The organism is Rhodococcus sp. 05-2255-1e (assembly GCF_002259025.1).
Classification (GTDB): domain Bacteria; phylum Actinomycetota; class Actinomycetes; order Mycobacteriales; family Mycobacteriaceae; genus Rhodococcoides; species Rhodococcoides fascians.
The window spans coordinates 133,991-154,102 of the sequence record NZ_NOZE01000046.1 but is presented as its reverse complement, the minus strand read 5'-3'; the positions used below and the strand labels follow the sequence as shown (position 1 = coordinate 154,102).

Below are 20,112 nucleotides of genomic sequence, written 5' to 3'. Positions count from 1 at the left end.
GCTCGTAGCGATTTGGAAATGCGTCAGTAACGTTGCAGGACAATGCTTTACCCATCCCGCGAACCACCCCGGTTCGATACGTTGGAGAAAGGCTCGACATGCCTATCTGGAAGATTCACGGAGACGGAAAGAATGTTCGACCGGGTGACGTCGTCGCGCCGAACGAACGGTTGAACTGGGGCCGCACCATCAGTCTCGGCGGCCAGCATGTGGTGTCGATGTTCGGGGCCACATTCGTCTTCCCCATCATCATGGGACTCAATCCTCAACTCGCCATTCTGATGTCGGGCTTCTGCACCATCTTCTTCCTACTCATGGTCAAGGGCCGCATCCCCAGCTACCTCGGCACGTCCGCGGTGTTCGTCGGCGGTGTCGCGGCCATCCGAGCGCAGGGTGGAACGTCGGCCGAGGTCACCGGTGCCATCCTCGTATCGGGCCTCGTCCTGGCTCTCGCCGGGCTCGCCATCCACTTCATGGGCGGCGGCGTCGTGGTGCGGGTGCTGCCCCCGGTCGTCACCGGTGCGGTAGTCATGTTGATCGGCTTCAATCTCGCGCCCGTCGTAGCCAGCACCTACTGGCCGCAGGACCAATGGGTAGCTCTCGCAGTGATGTTCGTGCTCATCGTCATGAGCGTGGCGTTGCGCGGGTTCCTCGGTCGAATCGCAATTCTGCTGTCGCTGGTCTTCGGGTACGCGCTGTCCTGGATCCTCGACCTCGTATCCGGGCCCATCACGTCCTACGACGCCACGGCCGGCGAGGTCACCGAGCACTTCCGCGTCAATTGGTCGGGTGTCGAGGCGTCGCAGTGGTTCGGGCTCCCGCCGTTCAGCGACGAGGCCAACGGCATCGTCGGCATTCACGCACCGTCGTTCAGTCTCGCCTTCATCGTGCTCGTCCTCCCGGGTGTCATCGCTCTGATCGCCGAGAACGCAGGACACGTCAAGGCTGTCGCGGAGATGACCGGTGACGATCTCGACCCGATGATGGGCCGGGCACTCGCTGCCGACGGCATCGCAACGGTCATGGCCAGCTCTGTCGGTGGCTCACCGACGACGACCTACGCCGAGAACATCGGCGTCATGGCGGCGACCAAGGTCTATTCGACGGCGGCATACACGGCGGCCGGAATCATCGCCATGATCCTCGGATTCTCGCCGAAGTTCGGCGCGCTGATCTCCGCCACCCCCGGCGGCGTACTCGGCGGTATCACCGTCGTCCTCTACGGCATGATCGGCCTGCTGGGTGCCAAGATCTGGCGCGAGAACGGTGTCGACTTCGGCAACCCGCTCAACATGATGCCGGTTGCCGCGGGTCTGATCATCGCGATCGGCGACACCTCGCTCGTCTTCAGCGATTCGTTCTCGTTGAGCGGTATCTCCCTCGGCACGATCGTCGTTATCGGGCTCTACCACCTGTGCGCTCGCATTGCCCCGGCCCACATGAAGACACCGGTCGACGCGTCGCCTCGGCATCGATCCTCCTCTACCACAGCACGTTCCGACGGCAGCGACGGAGACGGGGTTGCCGGCGAGGTCGACACCCTGAAGCCGTTGCGGTAACGAGCGATTGCAACACTGGGGCGTGACGTTTGTCACCTCTTGACGAAACACTTACAGGCACAGGCAGGCAGGATCGGGATATGAAACCTTCTCCATTGAAATACCATCGGCCGCGGTCGATCGAGGAGGCGTGCCGCATCCTGGCCGAGGTCGACGGCAAGGTGCTGGCCGGCGGTCAGTCCCTCATTCCGATGCTGTCGATGCGCCTGGCCGCCCCCGGGAACCTGATCGACATCACCGGCATCGACGGTCTCGACGACATCACCGGGTCGACCGACTCGGGCGTCACGTTCGCGGCTCTGGCCACGCACGCGTCGCTCGCGTCGAACCGGGCTGCCGCCCGGACGCAGCCGTTGCTCGGACGGGCACTGCAGCTGGTGGCCCACGCGACCATCCGGAACCGTGGGACCACCGTTGGATCCATCGTGCATGCCGACCCGTCGGCGGAGATGCCTGCCGTCATACGGTTGCTCGACGGTTCCGTGACGGTGCAGTCCGTCCGCGGCCGCCGAGAGATCGCGGCGAAGGATCTGTTCCTCGGGCCGCTGGAGTCCTCGCTCGAAACCGACGAGATCGCGATCGCCGCAACGGTTCCCGCCGCCAGATCCGGCGAGGGCACGGCCATCGACGAGGTTGCCCGCCGACGCGGTGACTACGCGCTCGTCGGAGTCGCGGCTCGCGTCACCGTTGCCGACAACGCAGTACGCACCGCGCACGTCACCTATGTGTCCGCCGGAGAATTCGGCGAGGTCGTCGACTACACCGACGTCATCGGTGGGGCCGCGGTGTCCGCACGTGATCCGAAGTGGAACGCGTTGTCAGAGGACGCACGTCGACGCGTCGAGACCGAGTCCGATATTCATGCCACCGCGGCGTATCGATCCCAACTCGTCGCAGCACTGACCGCACGGGTGGTGATGGCCGCCGCAGTCGACGGCGCGTCGTCGAAGTCCGCTCACCCGCAGCACGCCGATTCCGGAGTGAACCACTGATGAAGACAACAGATATCGAACAGCAGTTGGACGATCTGATGGCGGAGACCGGTGAACAACACGTACAGGTGACGTTCACGCTCAACGCAACCAAGCAGACGATCGTCGTTCCGGCCCGCACTCTCGCGTCGGACGCCATCCGCCACGACCTTCGTCAGACCGGCACCCACGTGGGATGCGAGCACGGCGTGTGCGGCGCGTGCACGGTGCTCCTCGACGGCAAGCCGGTCCGCGCCTGCCTGATGCTCGCCGCCAGCCTCGAAGGGCAGACCGTCACCACGGTCGAAGGCCTCGTCGAGCCGGACGGCACCCTGCATCCCGTGCAGCAGGCCTTCAAGGACTGCCACGGTCTGCAGTGCGGTTTCTGCACACCGGGATTCGTCACCACCATCGCCGCGTTCCTCGACGAAAACGATTCACCGACGCAGGAGGAGGCCACCGAGGCCATCGCCGGCAACATCTGTCGGTGTACGGGCTATCAGAACATCAAGGCTTCGGTGCTGCGCGCCGCCGAGATCAAACGCGAACGGGCGGGCGAGTTCCCGCTCGGGCCCGACGACGAGTCGAGTCGTGCCGCACTCGACCGCAAGGTACGCGGATCCACCAGTCCCGTCGGCGGACGGATGGGCCGAGCATGAGCACCACGCGCACCGCACCGCCGCACACTCCCACCAACACCGCTCCCCTGTTCGGCCAGCCGCTGTCGCGGTCGGAGGACGAACGCCTGCTCAGCGGCAAGGGCAAGTATCTCGACGACCTCGGTCACGGCGCGCTGATCGCTGCCTTCGTGCGCTCCCCGCATGCACATGCACGCATCACCGCCATCGATATCGACGACGCGCTGGCCATGCCGGGCGTGCACGCGGTGTACACCTATGACGATCTCGAAGCGGACTCGGCCGAGATGGCCGAAGGGCTGCCGCTGCTGATCCCCCATCCGGCAATCGTGGCTCCGCGCAACGGATTCCCGCTCGCCAAGGACGAGGTCAATCACGTCGGTGAGGCCATCGTCATGGTCATCGCAACCAACCGCTACGTGGCCGAAGACGCCTGCGCGGTCATCGACGTCCGCTACGACATCCTCGAACCCGTGGTCGGCATCGACACCGCGCGCGTCGCGGCTCGACGAGTACACGACGACGTTCCGGACAACGTGGCCGCGCACCTGCAGCACGGTTTCGGAGACATCGACGCCGAACTTGCCGCTGCACCACACCGCATCACCCTCGACCTGAACATCGAGCGTTCGGCGGCGATGCCGATGGAGGGCAAGGGCGTCTACGCGCGCTGGGACAGTGACGAGGAGACGCTGACCTTCTGGTCGTCCACACAGACCTCCACGTCGGTGCGCGCGGCCGTCGCGGCGCGACTCGGCATGGCGATGAACAAGATTCACTGCATCGCCCCGGACGTCGGTGGCGGCTTCGGCGTCAAGATCATGCACCCGTGGCCGGAGGAGGTGATGGTGACGTGGGCAGCTCGACAGCTCGGTCGCGCCGGCATCTCCAACGAGGTCAAGTGGGTCGAGGACCGCCGCGAGCATTTCATCTCGAGTGCGCACGAACGTGCACAGGTCCAAGAGGTCACCCTGGGTTTCGACGACGAGGGACGGCTGTTGGCGTTCGACTTCACCGTCTGGCACGACAACGGCGCATACCTGCCGTACGGCATCATCGTGCTGATCAACACCGCGACGCAGGTACTCGGGCCCTACAAGCCGGTCTCGTTCCGCTGCAACGGTTATTCGCTGTACACCAACACCGTCATCGTCATTCCGTATCGAGGAGCAGGACGCCCGCAGGGGGTGTTCGCGATGGAACGCTCGATGGACGCTATCGCCCAGTACCTCGGCAAGGACCGCCTCGAGGTCCGCGAGAAGAACCTGATCAGGCCCGAGGAGATGCCCTACGACTTCGGTTTGATGTTCCAGGACGGTCGACCGTTGATCTACGACACCGGCGATTACCAGGCCGGCATCGACAAGCTCAAGGCGCTGATCGACTGGGACGGCTTCCCCGAATACAAGAAGCAGGCAGCCGCGCAGGGCCGCACCGTCGGTATCGGTGTCGGTGCCTACGTCGAGGGCACCGGCCCCGGACCGTACGAGGGCGCGCACGTGCTCATCGAGAACTCGGGAAAGATCAAGGGCGCAACGGGGTTGACGACGCAGGGCCAGGGCCATCAGACGACGTTCGCGCAGATCGTCGCCGATGACCTGGGTGTCTCCATCGCCGACGTCGAGATCACCACCGGCGATACTCGTCGATTCGGTTATGCCGTCGGCACATTCGCCTCCCGTGGTGCGGTGATGTCCGGTTCGGCGTTCCACGTGGCCGCGCAGATGGTCGCCGAGAAAGCGAAGGTCATCGCCGGGCGTGCCCTCGATCTCGACCCCGTCGAGCTCGAATTGCGCGGGGGCTACGTCTGCAAGATCGGCACCGAACCCGGAGCAGAGGGCACGTCCATCTCCCTCGGTGTCGTTGCCGTGCTGTCCAATCCGCTGCGCTATGCCTTCGACAAGGAGTCGAGGCAGGCCACCGGGTTCGCGAAGATGGACACCGACATGACGATCCCGCCGGTGCCGGAGGGCGAACAGCCGGGCCTCGAAGCCACCGGGTACTACTCTCCCCCGCGCTCGACGTTCGCGTCGGGCATCCATGCGGCGATCGTCGAGACCGATCCGGTGACGGCCGAGATCCACGTCGAGCGGTATGCAGTGGTGCACGACTGCGGCAACGTCATCAACCCTCGGATCGTCGAGGGCCAGATTCACGGCGGCGTCGCCCAGGGAATCGGCGGAGCGTTGTACGAGAAGATCGCCTACGACGAGCACGGGCAACTACTGAACGCCTCGTTCATGGACTTCCTGATGCCCTTCGTCACCGAAGTTCCCGAGACCATCGAGATGGACCACACCGTCACCCCGTCCGGGCTCAATCCATTGGGCATGAAGGGTGCCGGCGAAGCCGGCGTCATCCCCACCAGCGCCGTCATCGCGGCCGCTGTCGAAGACGCCGAGGGCTTTTCGATCACCTCCATGCCCATTTCACCGTCCGACCTGTACGAGCTGCGGCTGACCCATGCGGTCGCTCAGACAACCGAGGAGATTTCATGAGAATCGCAGGAACCGCAACGCTGGCCGCACCTCCCGCCGAGGTGTACGACAGCATGCAGGACGGCCGGGTCCTGGCCGCGACCATCCCCGGAGTGCAGTCGCTCGAGCAGTTGAGCGACGATCACTACAAGCTCTCGATCACCGCAGGCGTCGCAGCCATCAAGGGCACCTACGACGGTGAAGTTGTCCTCTCGCAACAGAATCGGCCCGAGTCGTTCGTCATGACCGCCTCCGGTGCCGGCGCACCGGGCACGGTGCGCGCCGACGTCACCATCAAGCTCGAGCCCACCGAAGGCGGTGGCACGATGCTCAGCTACGACGCCGACGCCGTGGTCGGCGGCATGGTCGGCGGGGTCGGTCAGCGCATGATCACCGGTGTCGCCAAGAAGATGGCCGGGGTGTTCTTCAACGGCCTCGACGGCGTCATCGCCAACGGGGTCCCGGAGGCCGCTGCTGCGCCCGCGGAGGCAACAGCCAGCGATTCCGGCACCACCCCCACTGCCCTGCCTGTCGCGGCCGGACGCGCTGTGAGTGCCGGTGCACCCGTCGCTGCGCAGTCCGTCCGCAGCACCCTGCTGGCCGCCGCAGCCGGCGCAGGCTTTGCACTGGCCGGAGTCGTGTTGGGCGGACTGCTCACGCGCTCGTCCTGTCACCGGTAACTTCGCACCGTCACGGCTCACGACAAAGGCCGCTCATCCCATTCGATCGGGGGGTGAGCGGCCTTTGTCGTTGCAAGTACTGCCAATTCGACGCCGGTGCAGGGCGCGCGAAGCTCAAATGCTCGGCTGGAGTTTGGCACCTTGTGCCAAAGATACTGAGACGCAGAACGGGTCGAATGTGAGTACACGTCAGGTACCCGCCGATCCGATCAACGGACGCGTGGCCTACGAACCATATCGAGGAGGAAGCGTGGAACCACGAAAGATTCGGGTCGGTATCGACACCGGTGGCACATTCACCGACGTCGTGGCAGTGGACGAGGAGTCGGGAGCCATGGTGACCACCAAGACTCCGTCGACGCCGAGTGATCCGGCCGAGGGATTCCTGACCGGCATCGACAAGGTACTCCGCCAGCTCGGCGTATCCGGCGATTCACTCAGCGCCGTCAGCCATGGCACCACCGTCGCCACCAACAAGCTGCTCGAAGGCAAGGTGGAGAACCTGGGGTTCATCACCACCGAGGGCTACGAGCACGTACTCGAGATCGCGCGCCAGTCGGTACCCGACGGCTACGGCAACTCGTACTTCTGGGTCAAGCCCGATCGCATCGTGCCCGCACACCGCGTCCGCACCATCCGCGGCCGGCTCTCGTTCGACGGCAACGAGATTCGCCCTCTCAACGACGACGACGTACGCGCGGCAGCAGCATTCTTCAAAGCAGAGGGCGTCAAGACCCTCGGCGTCTGCCTGGTGCACTCCTATGCCAACCCCGATCACGAGCAGCGCGTCCGCGACATCCTTCTCGAGGAATACCCCGAGGCGACGGTCTCCATCTCCACCGAGGTGCTGCGCGAGTACCGCGAATTCGAGCGCGCCATAACCACATTGGTCGACGCGGCCGTGAAGCCGAACATTCGCAGCTACGTCAACAACATCGCGAACCGCCTGCGTGAGTTCGCCACTGAATCCGGTGATGCACGCGACGTGCCGTTCTACGTGATGAAGTCCAACGGCGGTGTCCTGTCCGCCAAAGAGGTTGTGCACCAGCCCATCACCACCGTGCTCTCCGGGCCGGCCGCCGGCGCGCTGGGTGCGGCCTTGGTGGCCAGCGCTGCAGGCGTCGAACAGGTGTTGACGTGCGACGGCGGCGGCACCTCCACCGACGTGACCGTCGTGGTCCGCGGCGAGCCCGCGCTGACCACCGAGGGACGCGTCGGCAACTACCCGTCGAAGATCCCGATGATCGACGTCGTCACCGTCGGCGCAGGCGGAGGATCGATCGCCTGGATGACACCCGAGGGAACGCTGCGCGTCGGGCCGCATTCGGCCGGTGCCGATCCCGGGCCCATGTGTTACGGCAACGGCGGCTCCGCGCCCACGATCACCGATGCCCACGTCCTTCTCGGCCGCATTCCTCCCCACCTGCTCGGCGGCGAGATCCCCCTCGATACCGACCTGGCACGCAAGGGCATCGAAGACCTCGCGCAACAGCTCTCGCTCGAAGTCGAAGCCTGCGGCACCGGCATCCTCGAGGTGTCGGCCTGGAACCAGGCCAATGCGCTGCGACAGATCTCGGTCAAGCGTGGCCTCGACGTCCGCGACTTCACCCTCGTCACCTTCGGCGGATCCGGGTCGCTGCTCGCCTGCCGCTTGGTGGACATCCTGGGCCTGAAAGATGTTCTGGTACCGCTGAACCCGGGCAACGTCTCGGCGTTCGGTTTGCTGACCGTCGATGTGCGCAACGACTACGTGCAGACGCACGTCAGTCGGCACGACCGTCTGCGCGCGGAGGATCTGGAATCGGAGCTGACAGTGCTGGCCTCTCGGGCCGACGAGGCACTCGCCGGTGAAGGCTTCGCCGCCGAGGATCGTCGCTACGCACGCTCGGCCGACCTGCGCTACTTCGGGCAGGCCTTCGAGGTGCGTGTCCCGATCGCCGACGGCGAGATCACCCAGGCGAGCATTGATCAAGCAGCCGAGGCCTTCCACGAAGCTCACCGCGAGCTGTACGGGTACGACTTCCGCGGAGATCAGAGTCAGTTCGTCGAGTGGGTCAACCTGCGCGTCAGCGGTATCGGCCCCATCAAGCGCCCCGTGCTGTCGGAGATCGCCGCCGGAACCGGAGCCGAAAGTGCCCGCACCGGAACGCGTCAGGCGTACTTCGACGGCTGGCACGAGACCGCGATCTACAGCCGTGCGGATCTCGGTGCCGGTGACACGATCACCGGACCGGCCGTCATCGAAGAATTCAGCTCCACCGTGCCGATCGATCCGGGCTTCTCCGCCCGCATCGACACGTTCGGCAACGTCCGCATCACCCGCACTCTCGACTCGAACGGAGCGAACTGATGACCGTCATCGACATGGTGAACAACAAGCCCTACCGGCTCTCTCCGGTCGACGCGCCTGCGCCTGATCCCGTTCTCGTCGAGATCGTGGCCGGCTACCTCGCAAGCGTCGAAATGGAAGTGGAGACGGCCATTTCACGGACGTCGCGGTCACCGATGATTCGTGACGCCCACGATTTCCGCGCCGGAATTCACGACCGCAATCTGCGCAAGCTGACGGGGCGTTCCTACTCCGCGCTGGTGCATCCGGTGGCTCGCGACTTCCCGCTCGAGACCATGAAGCCGGGCGACGTCTACTTCCACAACGACGTCTATCTCTCCGAGGGTGGCATCGGCCACCTCCCTGACCTCTGTGTCACCGTGCCGGTGTTCGCAACGAAGCCCGGCGACACCGAGCCGTCCGTCGTTGCTTTCGTGCAGGCCTTCGGCCATCACGACGACATCGGCGGCTGCTGCCCCGGCTCCATGCCGTCCGGTGCGACCACCGTGTACGAAGAGGGCCTGATGGTTCCGCCGATCAAGCTGTGGGATCAGGGCGTACCCAACCAGGCCGCGTTGACGATCATGACGCGCAACTCGCGCATGCCCGACGCGTTGGCCGCCGATCTCGACGCCGAATGCTCGGCGTGCCTCATGGGTGCCCGGCGGATGACGGAGCTGTACGAGCGCTACGGCATCGACACCGTCGAGGCGTGCTTCGACTCGATGATGGATGCCACCACCGAGATCTACCGTCGCGAGATCCTGAGCAAGATCCCTAAGGGTGAATACACCTGGGAGGACTACGCCGAGCACGACGGCGTCGACGAGCCCATGTTGCACGTTCAGCGCATCACACTCACCAAGACCGGTCCCGAGGACGAGCGCGGCGAGCGACTCATCCTCGACTTCACCGGCACCGGACCGCAGGCCAAGGGCCCGATCAACCACTGTGGTGATTACGCCGACGGCAACTTCCTCGCGAAATGGCTTGCACCGGTGCTTCGCAACCTCGCGGACTCCCCCGAGCGTATGGCCGAGCTCGACGTCAACGAGGGCGTCATCCCGCTGATCGAAATGAAGTTCCCCGAAAAGGGCACGCTCATCACCCCGATCTTCCCGGCCCCGACCAACGCTCGGACGTTCGTCATCCTGCGTCTGCTCGGTGTGCTCGCCGGCGTCGTGGCAAAAGCTGTGGACGGCAACATGCCTGCCGATCAGGAAACCATCCGCTACACGGGCGTGTACGGCGACGACTTCGACGGCAACTCGTACCTCATGCGTGAGGTGCTCGGCGGCGGCTCCGGTGGACGGCATTACGCGGACGGTGAGGACACCATCCACGTCGTGCCCGATTCGCGGAACCTGCCGACCGAATTCACCGAGAGCCGCTTCCCGTTCATCGTCGAAAAGCTCGGCCTGGCCAAGGATTCCGGCGGTGCCGGACGCTACCGCGGCGGCCTCGGTTACGAGAAGCACATCCGGATGCTCAAGGATGCGCACTTCATGTCCATCGCCGACCGCTCGATTCTTGCGTGCTGGGGCGTCAAGGGCGGCAAGGCCGGCGGATCGTTCTCGGTGACGCTGAATCCGGGTCAGCCCAACGAGCGTGAGTTCGACGCGTTGACCGATGCCGAGCCGATCTTGGCCGGCGACACCATCCGTATCCGTACGACGGGTGGCGGCGGCTGGGGCGATCCGCTGGAACGTCCCATCGAATCGGTGGAGCAGGACGTGCTGTGGGGCAAAGTGTCTCGCGAGTTCGCGGCCAAGGACTACGGCGTCGTCATAGCCGAGGAGACGGCGACCGCGGATGTGGAGGCATCGGAGAAGCTGCGTGCGGAGATGCGCAATGCACGCGGCCTCGATGAGCCGTTCTTCGATCGTGGGCCCGGTTACGAACGCCTCTCCGGTGGCGCGAAGTTCGCCGAGTACGACTTCATCGATCGCTGAGATTCACTGATGGCGCTTGATGTTTCCCGTGGCACCGACATCGCGATCGTCGGTGCCACGGGCAAGACCGGACGAGCCGTCGCAGATGCACTCGACGGCATTGCGCTGGTGCGGCGGCTGAGCCGTTCAGCGCCGGACTATCCGGTGGACCTGGAAACCGGTGAAGGCCTTGCCGAGGCCTTCACCGGGTGCCGTGGGGTGTATTTCATTGCACCCAATGTGCATCCGGACGAGCCGGCTCTACTTCTACGGGCGCTGGACGCGGCGGCGTCCGCAGGAGTGGACCACGTCGTCTACCACTCGGTGGCGTGGCCCTACAGCCCGAGGATGCCGCATCACATGGACAAGGCCCGCTGCGAGGACGATCTTCGTGCCTTCTGCAGTGAGCACGGAATGCACTGGACCATCCTGCAACCGTGTGCCTATGCGCAGAACTTCGAGGCGGTTTTGGACGGGAGCAGTACCGATCTTGTTGTGCCCTACAGCCTGGACAGTAAGTTCTCGCTCGTCAGCCTCGACGATGTGGCCGAGGTGGCAGCCCGGGTCCTCATCGAGGGACCTGAGCTGCACCATGGGGCGACGTACGAGCTCGGTGGGCCGGAAGCGCTCAGTGTCCGAGACGTGGTTCGTCTGGTCGAGGTGGCCACCGGCCGTGTGGTCGCTTCCAGGTCCTCGAGTGTCGATGAATGGATGAGGCTGCACAGCGACTCGATGCTCGCCGATGAGCAACATCGACTCGGGGCAATGTTCGAGTTCTACGACGACCGAGACTTTCTGGCCGGGAGTGCCGTCACCGCAGCCCTGTTGGGCCGGGAGCCGACGCCGGTGCGTGCGCTGATCAGCTAGTCGTTTCTCGACGAGCAGGCCACTGCAACACCCTCACGGCCAGGTGATGCCCAGGATTGTCACTGTGCTTTCGGCACCGGAGGGGAGCGAGTACGTGCGTACGTCACGCACTCGACTCCCGTCCAAGGCGGCGCCCAAAGGTGAAGCGGTCGAGCAGGTTCGGCCGCTGCTCTCCATCGCGTGTTCGACCAGCACGAAGGTGTCCACGTCCTTCTCGTCACCATCGAACATGACGGTGACAGCAGATCCTGGGCCGGCGATATCGCGGTCGATGGTTTTCGATGCGTCCGATTCTGCGATGCGTCTCTTCACTTCTGCGATCGTGCGATCGATGCGCTGCAGCTCGGCGCGAGCGCGGTGGTACGCGTCGTTGTTGTCCAGGTCACCCGAAGCACGTTGCACCAGAACGTTGTTGAAAGCCATCACTCGGCTCTCCAGTAGCTCCGACAGTTGTTGCTCACGGGGTGCGGGTGTGTCGAACGGCAGGTGATCGATAGTGGTCACGGTTTCTCCTGTGTGACTGGGGTTGTGAGAGTTCTCGAGCAGCACGTCGTTGCGCGATGTACGGACGCAGAACTGCGCCCGCCGATTCGAGATGAATATTCGATGACCGCTGTTTCTCGATGAGCCGACGGACAGGCTTTACCGAGCGCGATCAGAACGGCCGGTGGTCGAAAGTGGTGGCGCTGAAATCGGGTCCAGGACGGAGTCGAGGGACCGAGGATCGAACGAGGTGACGAAAGCGCGAACGCTACCGCACCTCTGCTCCATCGGGGATCACAGCGACACACCTTCTTTCGGTTCGAGCTCGTGCAGCCGACTGTAGCCGAAAGAAAACAAAAAGCCAGTCGGTGATGAGGGCGGTGCTTCAGACGATGCCGAGAGCGATCATCGCGTCGGCGACTTTGATGAAACCGGCGATATTCGCGCCGTGGACGTAGTCGCCCGGCTTGCCGTACTCCTCGGCGGTCGCGATGGTTCGGTGATGGATTCCGTGCATGATCGCGGCGAGGCGTTCGTCGGTGTACTCGAAACTCCACGAGTCACGAGATGCGTTCTGCTGCATCTCGAGAGCGGAGGTAGCCACTCCCCCGGCAATGGTCGCCTTGCCAGGTGCGAACGCCACTGAGGCGTCGCGGAAGATCTGGACGGCGTCCGGTGTGGTCGGCATGTTGGCCCCTTCGGCCACCACCTTCACGCCGTGAGATGGGCACACAGGTTGGGGCCTCACAGGACTGGGTCCACGACGTTTCCGATCGAGTGGGGTCAGCTTCCGCAGCGCGATGTACGCGCGAATGCGGCCTGCGGGTCAACACCTGTCTGCATACGCCACGCCGTCAGAGCGAGTCCCAGACCGGCCAGGTGCGTCGGATCATCGAGCGAGGTGCCCAGGAGCGTGTCGAGTCGAGACAACCGGGCGTAGAGAGACTGTCGCCTGATGCCCAGTCCGATCGCGGTCTGGGCCTTACTACCGCCGTTCGCCACGAAGGCATCGAGGGTTCGCACGAGATCGGCAGAGTGCTCGGTGTCGAAAGCGATCACGTCACCGAGCTGTTCGGTGACGAACTCCGTGATCATGGCCGGTACGCACGCGCCCAGCAACCGTTGAACACCGACATCGCGAGCGCACAGAACACCGGTGCGAGTTCCGAAGCGCCGCGCGATCTGGACCACCTCACGCGCTCGGCCGATCGCATCGGAGATGTGAGACAACCCGAGAACCGCAGCCGACGCACCGATCGTGCGCAATGCTGAACCATGAGATCCGCCGCGGAGCAGAGCCTCGATCTCGTTGAACGCGGAGCGAACTCGCGCAGGCGACGGCTGCACCCAGCCCTGCGCGAGCACGACGACGTGGTTCGCAGCCACCCCGACCAAACACCGCCCGAGGACGGACTCGACCGCCTCTCGAACCGGAATCAACAGCTCGCGCGCCGGAGTTCGTTGATCGACGTCGACGGCGGCCACCAGAACATGGTGGCCTTCGGTGGGTGCCCAACCGGCTGCGCCGAGGCGCTCGACCAGGTCACCGTGTGAGGTCGACGTGCCTCCCACGAGATCGGTGATCACGGCCTGTGCACGGGACTGTCGGGGACCGAGGCCGGGATGTCGACCGAGTTCCAGAGCTACCGCGACGGCCGCGCAGTGACCGATGGCCGAGCGGCGTGCAGTGGTCCGTCCGGCCAGCACGAGCCGACCGAGCGAGCCCGCGGGTCCGCGCACGTCGAGGACCGTTTTTTCATCGGCCGATCGCGGCGCAGCGGTAGCGTTGTGTTCGACGACGCGGCCCTCCGCGTCGAGCAGGTCGACGCCACAGCCGGCCAGCCGTGCGATCGCGTCGAGTAGGGCAGTCATGCCCTGCCCCGCCACGACGAGGTCCATGAGCTGATGCCAGACCGGCTCGCCGGTGCGCTGCATTCCGAGCCGGCGCCTCATCACGAGGTCGTGGAAGTCCTCGACCATCCGCTCGAATGGGACAATCGTGTGCAGCGTCAGGAACGCCACCCCTCGGCGACGCGCGGCCTCGACCAATTCCGGCGGTGCCACGAGAAATGAGCGTCCGACTTCCATTGCGAGAGCGGCACATCCCGCGTCGGCCAGTTGGTCGACGTAGGCAGTCAGCTGCTGGGCCGATCGCCCTTGGAGGCCGAGTCCGGTGGTCAACAACAGCTCTCCGCCCGACAGCAAGCCGCCCATCTCGTAGACCTCGGACGAATGCACCCAGCGGACGACCACGGTGTCGGGTGAGCCCGTGAGTATCTCGAGAGCAGCCGCTTCGAAAGACGGCAGCGCCAGAACGTTTCGCAGAGTCGGCAGCATTCGTCCATGCTCCGCCGACGGGACACAGTGCTCCAGATCGACTATTGCTCGAGTGACACGTTGTCCCTTGGCAATCTGTGCGAGGCCTGGTCGACTGATGACACGCATCAGCCTTACCGTTCGTAGACGCTTCAGGAGGACCCCTTGACCGATCCCGCGCACACCGACGAGTACTTCCTCGGACTTGCAATCGAACAGGCACAGATCGGCTGGGAGGAGGGCGGCGTTCCCATCGGCGCGGCACTCGTGCACGACGGCGAAGTTCTCGCGGTGGGACGGAACCGGCGCGTGCAGATGGACAGCGCAATTCGTCATGGCGAAACCGACTGCATCGAGCGAGCGGGGCGACTACCGGCTTCGGTGTACCGCAAATCCGTTCTCTACACCACCCTGTCGCCGTGCTTCATGTGCGCGGGAACCGCATTGCTGTACGAGATTCCGCGAATCGTCATCGGTGAGAACCGCTCCTTCGAGATGTCGGAGAGTCTGTTGCGCGAGCATGGAGTACAGCTCGACGTCGTCGACGACCCCGCCTGTCTGCAGCTCATGGAACGCATGTTGGCGGAGCGCCCAGGCCTGTGGCTCGAAGACATCGGCGAGGAGGCATGAGCAACCGAGCCGATCACGAGTCCACCGCACAGAAGGCCGACGAACCGGTCGACCTGGACTACCCCGTCACGCCCGTGCCCCGCACTGCCCGCAAGCCGTTCTTCTCGTTGGCCATTGTGCTGCTGGGCTTTACCATCTTCACGCCGACAATGCTGGCCGGTGCTGCGCTCGGCACGGCGTTCAGTTTCTGGACCCTCATCCTGGTGATCGTCGCCGGCTCGGCGATTCTGGGCGCGTACGTGGCCATGATGGGATTTGCCGGTGCACGTACAGGTTTGACGACCGTGCTCATGGCGCGTTACAGCTTCGGCACCCGCGGATCCAAGCTCGCGTCGTTGCTCCTCGGTGGTACGCAGATTGGTTGGTATGGCGTCATCATCGGCACCATCGGTGAGCTCACCTCGCAGGCATTGGGCTGGGAGTCCTATGCCGCGCGGGCGGCGGTCATGATCGGTGCGAGCATCCTCATGTGCATCACCGCCTGCTACGGATACCGCGGGATGTACTGGGTCTCGGTCGTGTCGACGCCATTGATTATTGCCTTGGCGTGTTGGGTGGTCTCCCGCTCTCTCGACGAGGTCGGTGGGTTCTCCGGTCTGACGTCGATCGCACCCACGACGACCATGACGGTCACGCTCGCCATCACGACGGTCGTCGGCACTTTCGTCTCCGCGGGGACACAGGCACCCAATTGGACTCGATTCGCACGATCCGGGTCGCAAGCGGCGTGGGCGTGCATCATCGGGTTCCTTCTCGGCAACGGAATGATGATTCTGTTCGGAGCGATCGGAGCAATCACCTTCGGTGAGGGCGATTTCGTTCTGGTTCTCTACAACCTGGGACTCGTCGGCTGGGGCCTGATTCTGCTCTTCGGTAACCTGTGGAAGAGCAACGCGGACACCGCATATGCCTTCGGCGTCGCCGGCGCGGAAATGTTCCGGCATCCCCGGAAGGCACCGTTCATCATCGGCGGCTGCGTCATCGGGACCGTGCTCGCACTCGTCGGTGTGCACAATCATCTGGTCGACTACCTGAGCCTGCTCGGCACCTTCATTCCCCCGTTGGGCGGTGTTCTCATCGGGGACTTCCTGTGCCGCTGGCGTCAGGGCATACCCGAGGGGCACACTCCCCCGCTCGTGCATTGGCGACATCTCGCGGTCTACGCCTTCGCGGCATTCCTTGCGTGGCTGTCCGGGGAACTCGAATTCGGAATACCACCCCTGATCGGCATCGTGGTCGCCATCGCGCTGACGGTGGTTCTGCATCGACGTGCCGCGGCGTCAGCAAGTGGCTCCGTGGCCGCTTAGGGTTGTCTACACGACTGTCAACCCCGAGGCCAGTGTTGGGCGAAAGAGGTGGCCGAAGCCGATGATCATCACCGGGCTGTTCTTCGCGGAGTACGCGCGAGTCAGCGAAGACATGCTCGACATTCTCGGCGGTGTCTGGGACACCTGCACCGTCCCTCGCGATACCCGCATGCTCGAATGCCGTCTGGTCGCGCTGCTACAGACGGGACCCGACGACATCGGCAAGGACTTTCCCGCGACACTCGAGGTGCTCGATGCGACGGGCGAACACATCGTGAATCAGCGGGGTCTGCAGATCCCCGGTGCCGGCTTCACCGGCGAGAATCGATTCTGGTTCCTGCCGATGCAGATGGTGTTCCGGGACGAAGGACGACACAACTTCATCCTCAGCGCCGGTGGTGCCACCGCGAGCGTCGGGCTTCGCATCGCCTTCCGTTAAAGTCAGGCGCGGCACTAGTTGCGGCACAAAGAGTTTCAGCTGTATCTCAAAGTACATTCCTCAGTGCCCACGTTCGCGCTGTATCCCATCGTGGCGGTGCTGCCCAGAGCCGGTGTGGCCCCGATCACCATCCGGTCCAACATTTCCGCGTGCCTTCGCCTGGGCAGCGGCAGTCGCAGGATCACATGACTCGATCGTGCTTCTCAGATTCGTCACTCGGTTACGGCTTGAATCGTGCGGGCACTCGCCGCGTCGGCCTGCTCGTAGTCGGTCGCGCATTGGGCGACGGACTCGCCGAAAGCCACGAGTTGATCAACTGCCTCCGACAGGGCGATGAGCAAACTGACGTCAATCTTTGACAGTTCACCGGCCACCAAGGCGCCTGTAACTAGGGGCCGAGTTCCTACCAGGTGTTGGTCGGTTGCGTCTGTCGAGGCCTCGGTCTGTGCGCTGTCGACCACCGTGGCCAGAATCCGCAACTCGTCTGGCTGCACAAACAGGGCTCTAGCATCCGTCCTCCAGCAGATGGTAGTGGCGCAGCACGTCGGTTGCGAAACAGCCTCTCGGTCGGTCTGTCGCGTGAGCGAATCGGCCGTAGCACCTCCCCATCTCGGCCAGCTCGGAACGAACCCTAAGCAAGGCCGCAACGACGACCAGGTCATCCGGCGAGTAGCCGGCCTGGGCGATAGCTAGTCGTTCTTCGTCCACATAGCGTTTGGACGCGCCCGATCTCGCATCGGTTCCCTATGTAGAGAGTCAACACACATGCGACGACGTGTCTGGACACAGCCCGACTACTGCTGGGCGTGTCTCGGGGTGGTGCGGGTCAAGGTGAAATCCTTCGTCAGCAGATCGATACCGCAGGTCAGGTCGACACCCCCTTTCCCTGACACCACATCAACCGGGCACCATGCACTCGTGTTTGGACGCCGAGAGGTCAAGGAGTCAACGTCATGTGTGCGGATGTTGCCCAGTCTCTGCAGTCGGCTTGTGGAACCGACAGGCGCACGTTTAGTAGGGCGTTTAGCGTGGTCATCATAGGATTGGAGCGGCCGGATTCGACCGAGACCAGGACACTTTTAGTGATTATCGCTTCATCGCAGTGGCCCGGCCGCGACGACGCCGGCGAATTGACCTGGCGCGTCACAATCAACACGACGGCCAGTCGCCCGGAGCCTCCCGCTGGGCGCTTGCAGACACTTGAGGCCGCCCTGCACAACGTGGCCGTCTAGCCCCGGCCTACATCGCCCAAGCCGGAAACATTCATTGAGCGCACCGCAATCAACCTGAATGGAAAGTACGCCATGGTCCAGGAACATCATCGACCCGGCGCTCAGCGTCGACGACACCGTCGCTCGAATCACCGCCGGCTCCGATGCAATCGCCGCATGATGCCGAACGCGAGCGCCGTCAACGCGAGATCGATGCCATCCCGACGCTGAGCCCGACGCCTGTGGGCTTGGTACGCGAGGCATGGCACGACGTCGAGTCATGGATGAAACGTGTCGATCAGGGCTCGTCGGCTGCGGTTCAGGCAAGGCGTCGACTGCCAGCCCGAGGTTGACACGGCGGACGATGAGGCCTGTAACAGTTGGGCACGCACTTGCGCGGTGCACCAACAGAACGGCGGGCCCGAGGTCACTCGGGCCCGCCGTTCTACGCCTTCCTATCTAGTTGTCGTCACCACAGTCGTACCCGGGCCCCGACCAGCGGGCCGAAACGTCGCCTTGATGAACGCTACGAAGGCTCTCCAGGTCAACCTGCTTGGTCTCGCGCTCTTGAGCTGGCAGCGGGGCGATTCCTTCCCACTGCAGCTGCAAGACCACGACGAGGTAGATCATTTCCATACTCGCCTCAATCCGTGCATTGCTACGACTGGCGACTCGTTCCGCCCAGCTTCGCCCACAAGCTGGATTCCAGGTCCTCGCGAGCTACCGGGGGTTGGAGGATGTGCGGCATCTGACGCTTTTGACGGTAATGCCGGGGTTCAATGTTGTCAATCATCTGAAGACTCTTAGTGGCAGATTGCTGACAGAACCCGTCAGCCTACTACCGACGACGACGTGCTGTCGGCGTAGTGTCAACGCCATCGAGAAGGAGTATCAATGGACGCGGACATGACCCACTGGACCGAAGAAGTCCGGTCGGCGCTGAAAAGGCGCAACTTGACTAACCATGCAGCGGCAGTAGAACTGCGCGTAAGCCCGGCGACGTTTGCGTCCTGGATGAACGGCACAACGCGCCCGGCCGTAGAGAAGCTCTCTGACATCGCGCGCCTCACCGGCATTGCCGAGTGGCGTCTCTACAGCCTCGCCGGATACCTACCCCCGTCTTACGACCCCTCCAGCGCGATGCTCGATGCAGTCGCCAGACAGCAACGGCTCTTTCGCGAGATCCAGGACTGGAGCCAAAGCTCGTTAAACACATCTGGCCACACCACCGCCGCACAGGTAGTGGGCCTGCTCCTTCAGAGCGACCCCACACTAGAAGTGCACGTGCGACAGAACTTGAAAGGCAATAAGTACCGAGTCGCACCTAACACAGTCATCAAGATAACGCCGACAAGCGATCAAAGCCTCGATGCAGTGAAACGTCGAATTACCGACTCCGTCGGACGTGCGTTAGCTTCGGTAGGTGCCGTTTGGCGAACCCACGACACTCCGTTTGGCTGGACATCGATCAACAGCCTGCTCCTAGACGTACCGGAGCACGAGCGCAGTCGCCCCGTCGCTGGCTCACCCCACGAAGGACTTCCCAGCACGATGGTGTTTGTCGGCGTTCCTTACGCACACGCCGAACTCGTCGGTTCACTTGTAGCCGAAGCGCTTGGCTATGCATATATAAACACACGCTCAGATGCATGTGCTTCTCACGAGCTCAACATAGGAATCGATCAATCGGTCATCGCATCCTCAGCACGTGACCGTCTTATGGAGCTATGCCTGGACAACCCAATTCGTTCGTCGCATATGGTGCAGGCGTTCGCAGACCCTCGAATTTTCGACGATTTTGCCCTGGAAGCCATGTCGAGGGCCAGTAGCCAAATCCTATTTGTCCACGTATCAGCAAGACCAACAGTCATCCAGTACGGTGCGAATATATGGCACCTTTCGGCCGAGGCATGCAGCTTGATGGAGAAGAGCATCGATACAGTCGCAGCGCTCCGGAGCAAAAGCTGGACTACCAAGTATGTAAGTGATGACGTTTTTCACCCAGGACTTGCGTCTCCGGATGACCAGATCACCGATCGTGCAGTGACCATCGCACAAGAGCTACTCGACGACTGGAAAGTCCCTGACGCCACTAGGAAAGGGTTCCTTGGCCATCAGTCGCGTCGGTAATCAGACGTAGCGTCCTATCGCCAATCCTCTGCCGTCGGTCACGTTCGGGGTCTTTCTGCCGAGATAGCTCCGCTCTTGTCACATCCTCGATCGATGCTCCAAGCATGTCGACCATTCTGAGTGCGAATTGTCCAACGCGCGACA

Annotated in this window: 15 protein-coding genes and 1 pseudogene; 12 read left to right on the top strand and 4 right to left on the bottom strand. The window is 63.6% G+C overall.

Going from position 1 to position 20,112, the window contains the following annotated elements:
• The first annotated feature begins 98 nt into the window (after positions 1–98).
• From CH262_RS25915 to CH262_RS25880, 8 genes are all read left to right on the top strand, one after another.
• On the top strand, positions 99–1,559 hold the full coding sequence (locus CH262_RS25915; protein ID WP_045840797.1) for a uracil-xanthine permease family protein: 1,461 nt from the start codon (positions 99–101) through the stop codon (positions 1,557–1,559).
• 80 nt (positions 1,560–1,639) lie between these two features.
• On the top strand, positions 1,640–2,551 hold the full coding sequence (locus CH262_RS25910; RefSeq protein WP_094718817.1) for an FAD binding domain-containing protein: 912 nt from the start codon (positions 1,640–1,642) through the stop codon (positions 2,549–2,551).
• The gene (locus CH262_RS25905; protein ID WP_027497753.1) at positions 2,551–3,189 is read left to right on the top strand and encodes a (2Fe-2S)-binding protein; all 639 of its coding nucleotides are present in this window, start codon (positions 2,551–2,553) and stop codon (positions 3,187–3,189) included. The genes CH262_RS25910 and CH262_RS25905 overlap by 1 nt, the downstream gene beginning before the upstream one ends.
• The gene (gene cutA / locus CH262_RS25900) at positions 3,186–5,666 is read left to right on the top strand and encodes an aerobic carbon-monoxide dehydrogenase large subunit (protein WP_094714604.1); all 2,481 of its coding nucleotides are present in this window, start codon (positions 3,186–3,188) and stop codon (positions 5,664–5,666) included. Before CH262_RS25905 ends, cutA begins: the two co-directional genes overlap by 4 nt.
• Positions 5,663–6,325 (top strand): SRPBCC family protein, encoded by a 663-nt coding sequence (locus tag CH262_RS25895; protein WP_094718816.1) that lies wholly within the window; start codon positions 5,663–5,665, stop codon positions 6,323–6,325. Before cutA ends, CH262_RS25895 begins: the two co-directional genes overlap by 4 nt.
• 250 nt (positions 6,326–6,575) lie before the next feature.
• Positions 6,576–8,675 (top strand): hydantoinase/oxoprolinase family protein, encoded by a 2,100-nt coding sequence (locus CH262_RS25890; protein ID WP_094718864.1) that lies wholly within the window; start codon positions 6,576–6,578, stop codon positions 8,673–8,675.
• Entirely contained in the window at positions 8,675–10,606 is a 1,932-nt protein-coding gene (locus CH262_RS25885) for a hydantoinase B/oxoprolinase family protein (RefSeq protein WP_094718815.1), read from the top strand. Before CH262_RS25890 ends, CH262_RS25885 begins: the two co-directional genes overlap by 1 nt.
• Before the next feature lie 9 nt (positions 10,607–10,615).
• Positions 10,616–11,452, top strand: a complete 837-nt coding sequence (locus CH262_RS25880; protein WP_094718814.1) for an SDR family oxidoreductase — start codon at positions 10,616–10,618, stop codon at positions 11,450–11,452.
• Between the two features lie 33 nt (positions 11,453–11,485).
• Here CH262_RS25880 and CH262_RS25875 read toward each other — a convergent pair whose 3' ends face one another.
• The 3 genes and pseudogenes from CH262_RS25875 to CH262_RS25865 form a co-directional block, all read right to left on the bottom strand.
• Complete coding sequence (locus tag CH262_RS25875; RefSeq protein WP_143547177.1) at positions 11,486–11,956, bottom strand: GreA/GreB family elongation factor; 471 nt, start codon at positions 11,954–11,956, stop codon at positions 11,486–11,488.
• 364 nt (positions 11,957–12,320) lie between these two features.
• Positions 12,321–12,659, bottom strand: a pseudogene (locus CH262_RS25870) (NADP-specific glutamate dehydrogenase); the annotation flags it as partial.
• 59 nt (positions 12,660–12,718) lie between these two features.
• Positions 12,719–14,272, bottom strand: coding sequence for a helix-turn-helix domain-containing protein (locus CH262_RS25865; RefSeq protein ID WP_094718863.1), 1,554 nt, complete (start codon positions 14,270–14,272; stop codon positions 12,719–12,721).
• 144 nt (positions 14,273–14,416) lie between these two features.
• Here CH262_RS25865 and CH262_RS25860 point away from each other — a divergent pair, with 144 nt between their 5' ends.
• The 3 genes from CH262_RS25860 to CH262_RS25850 all read left to right on the top strand — a co-directional run bounded on the left by CH262_RS25860 (position 14,417) and on the right by CH262_RS25850 (position 16,627).
• Positions 14,417–14,881: a nucleoside deaminase gene (locus tag CH262_RS25860; RefSeq protein WP_032368971.1), complete on the top strand. Its 465-nt coding sequence runs from the start codon at positions 14,417–14,419 to the stop codon at positions 14,879–14,881.
• Positions 14,878–16,188 carry a cytosine permease gene (gene codB / locus CH262_RS25855; RefSeq protein WP_094718812.1) on the top strand — a complete coding sequence of 437 codons (1,311 nt, stop codon included), beginning with the start codon at positions 14,878–14,880 and terminating at the stop codon, positions 16,186–16,188. The genes CH262_RS25860 and codB overlap by 4 nt, the downstream gene beginning before the upstream one ends.
• A 61-nt stretch (positions 16,189–16,249) precedes the next feature.
• Positions 16,250–16,627, top strand: coding sequence for a DUF6941 family protein (locus tag CH262_RS25850; protein ID WP_032393076.1), 378 nt, complete (start codon positions 16,250–16,252; stop codon positions 16,625–16,627).
• A gap of 212 nt (positions 16,628–16,839) precedes the next feature.
• Here the strand turns inward: CH262_RS25850 and CH262_RS27895 are convergent, their stop codons facing one another.
• Positions 16,840–17,001 (bottom strand): hypothetical protein, encoded by a 162-nt coding sequence (locus tag CH262_RS27895; RefSeq protein WP_179275117.1) that lies wholly within the window; start codon positions 16,999–17,001, stop codon positions 16,840–16,842.
• 1,731 nt (positions 17,002–18,732) lie between these two features.
• Between CH262_RS27895 and CH262_RS25825 the strand changes: the two genes are divergently transcribed.
• Positions 18,733–19,968 carry a helix-turn-helix domain-containing protein gene (locus tag CH262_RS25825; RefSeq protein WP_094718806.1) on the top strand — a complete coding sequence of 412 codons (1,236 nt, stop codon included), beginning with the start codon at positions 18,733–18,735 and terminating at the stop codon, positions 19,966–19,968.
• The last annotated feature ends 144 nt before the right edge of the window (positions 19,969–20,112 follow it).

What these genes read in the sequence shown, in the direction of transcription:
- CH262_RS25910 (WP_094718817.1), top strand. Translation starts at nt 1,640, where the DNA reads ATGAAACCTTCTCCATTGAAATACCATCGGCCGCGGTCGATCGAGGAG.
- CH262_RS25895 (WP_094718816.1), top strand. Translation starts at nt 5,663, where the DNA reads ATGAGAATCGCAGGAACCGCAACGCTGGCCGCACCTCCCGCCGAGGTG.
- cutA (WP_094714604.1), top strand. Translation starts at nt 3,186, where the DNA reads ATGAGCACCACGCGCACCGCACCGCCGCACACTCCCACCAACACCGCT.
- CH262_RS25865 (WP_094718863.1), bottom strand. Translation starts at nt 14,272, where the DNA reads ATGCTGCCGACTCTGCGAAACGTTCTGGCGCTGCCGTCTTTCGAAGCG.
- CH262_RS25850 (WP_032393076.1), top strand. Translation starts at nt 16,250, where the DNA reads ATGATCATCACCGGGCTGTTCTTCGCGGAGTACGCGCGAGTCAGCGAA.
- codB (WP_094718812.1), top strand. Translation starts at nt 14,878, where the DNA reads ATGAGCAACCGAGCCGATCACGAGTCCACCGCACAGAAGGCCGACGAA.
- CH262_RS25880 (WP_094718814.1), top strand. Translation starts at nt 10,616, where the DNA reads ATGGCGCTTGATGTTTCCCGTGGCACCGACATCGCGATCGTCGGTGCC.
- CH262_RS25915 (WP_045840797.1), top strand. Translation starts at nt 99, where the DNA reads ATGCCTATCTGGAAGATTCACGGAGACGGAAAGAATGTTCGACCGGGT.
- CH262_RS25825 (WP_094718806.1), top strand. Translation starts at nt 18,733, where the DNA reads ATGGACGCGGACATGACCCACTGGACCGAAGAAGTCCGGTCGGCGCTG.
- CH262_RS25885 (WP_094718815.1), top strand. Translation starts at nt 8,675, where the DNA reads ATGACCGTCATCGACATGGTGAACAACAAGCCCTACCGGCTCTCTCCG.
- CH262_RS25905 (WP_027497753.1), top strand. Translation starts at nt 2,551, where the DNA reads ATGAAGACAACAGATATCGAACAGCAGTTGGACGATCTGATGGCGGAG.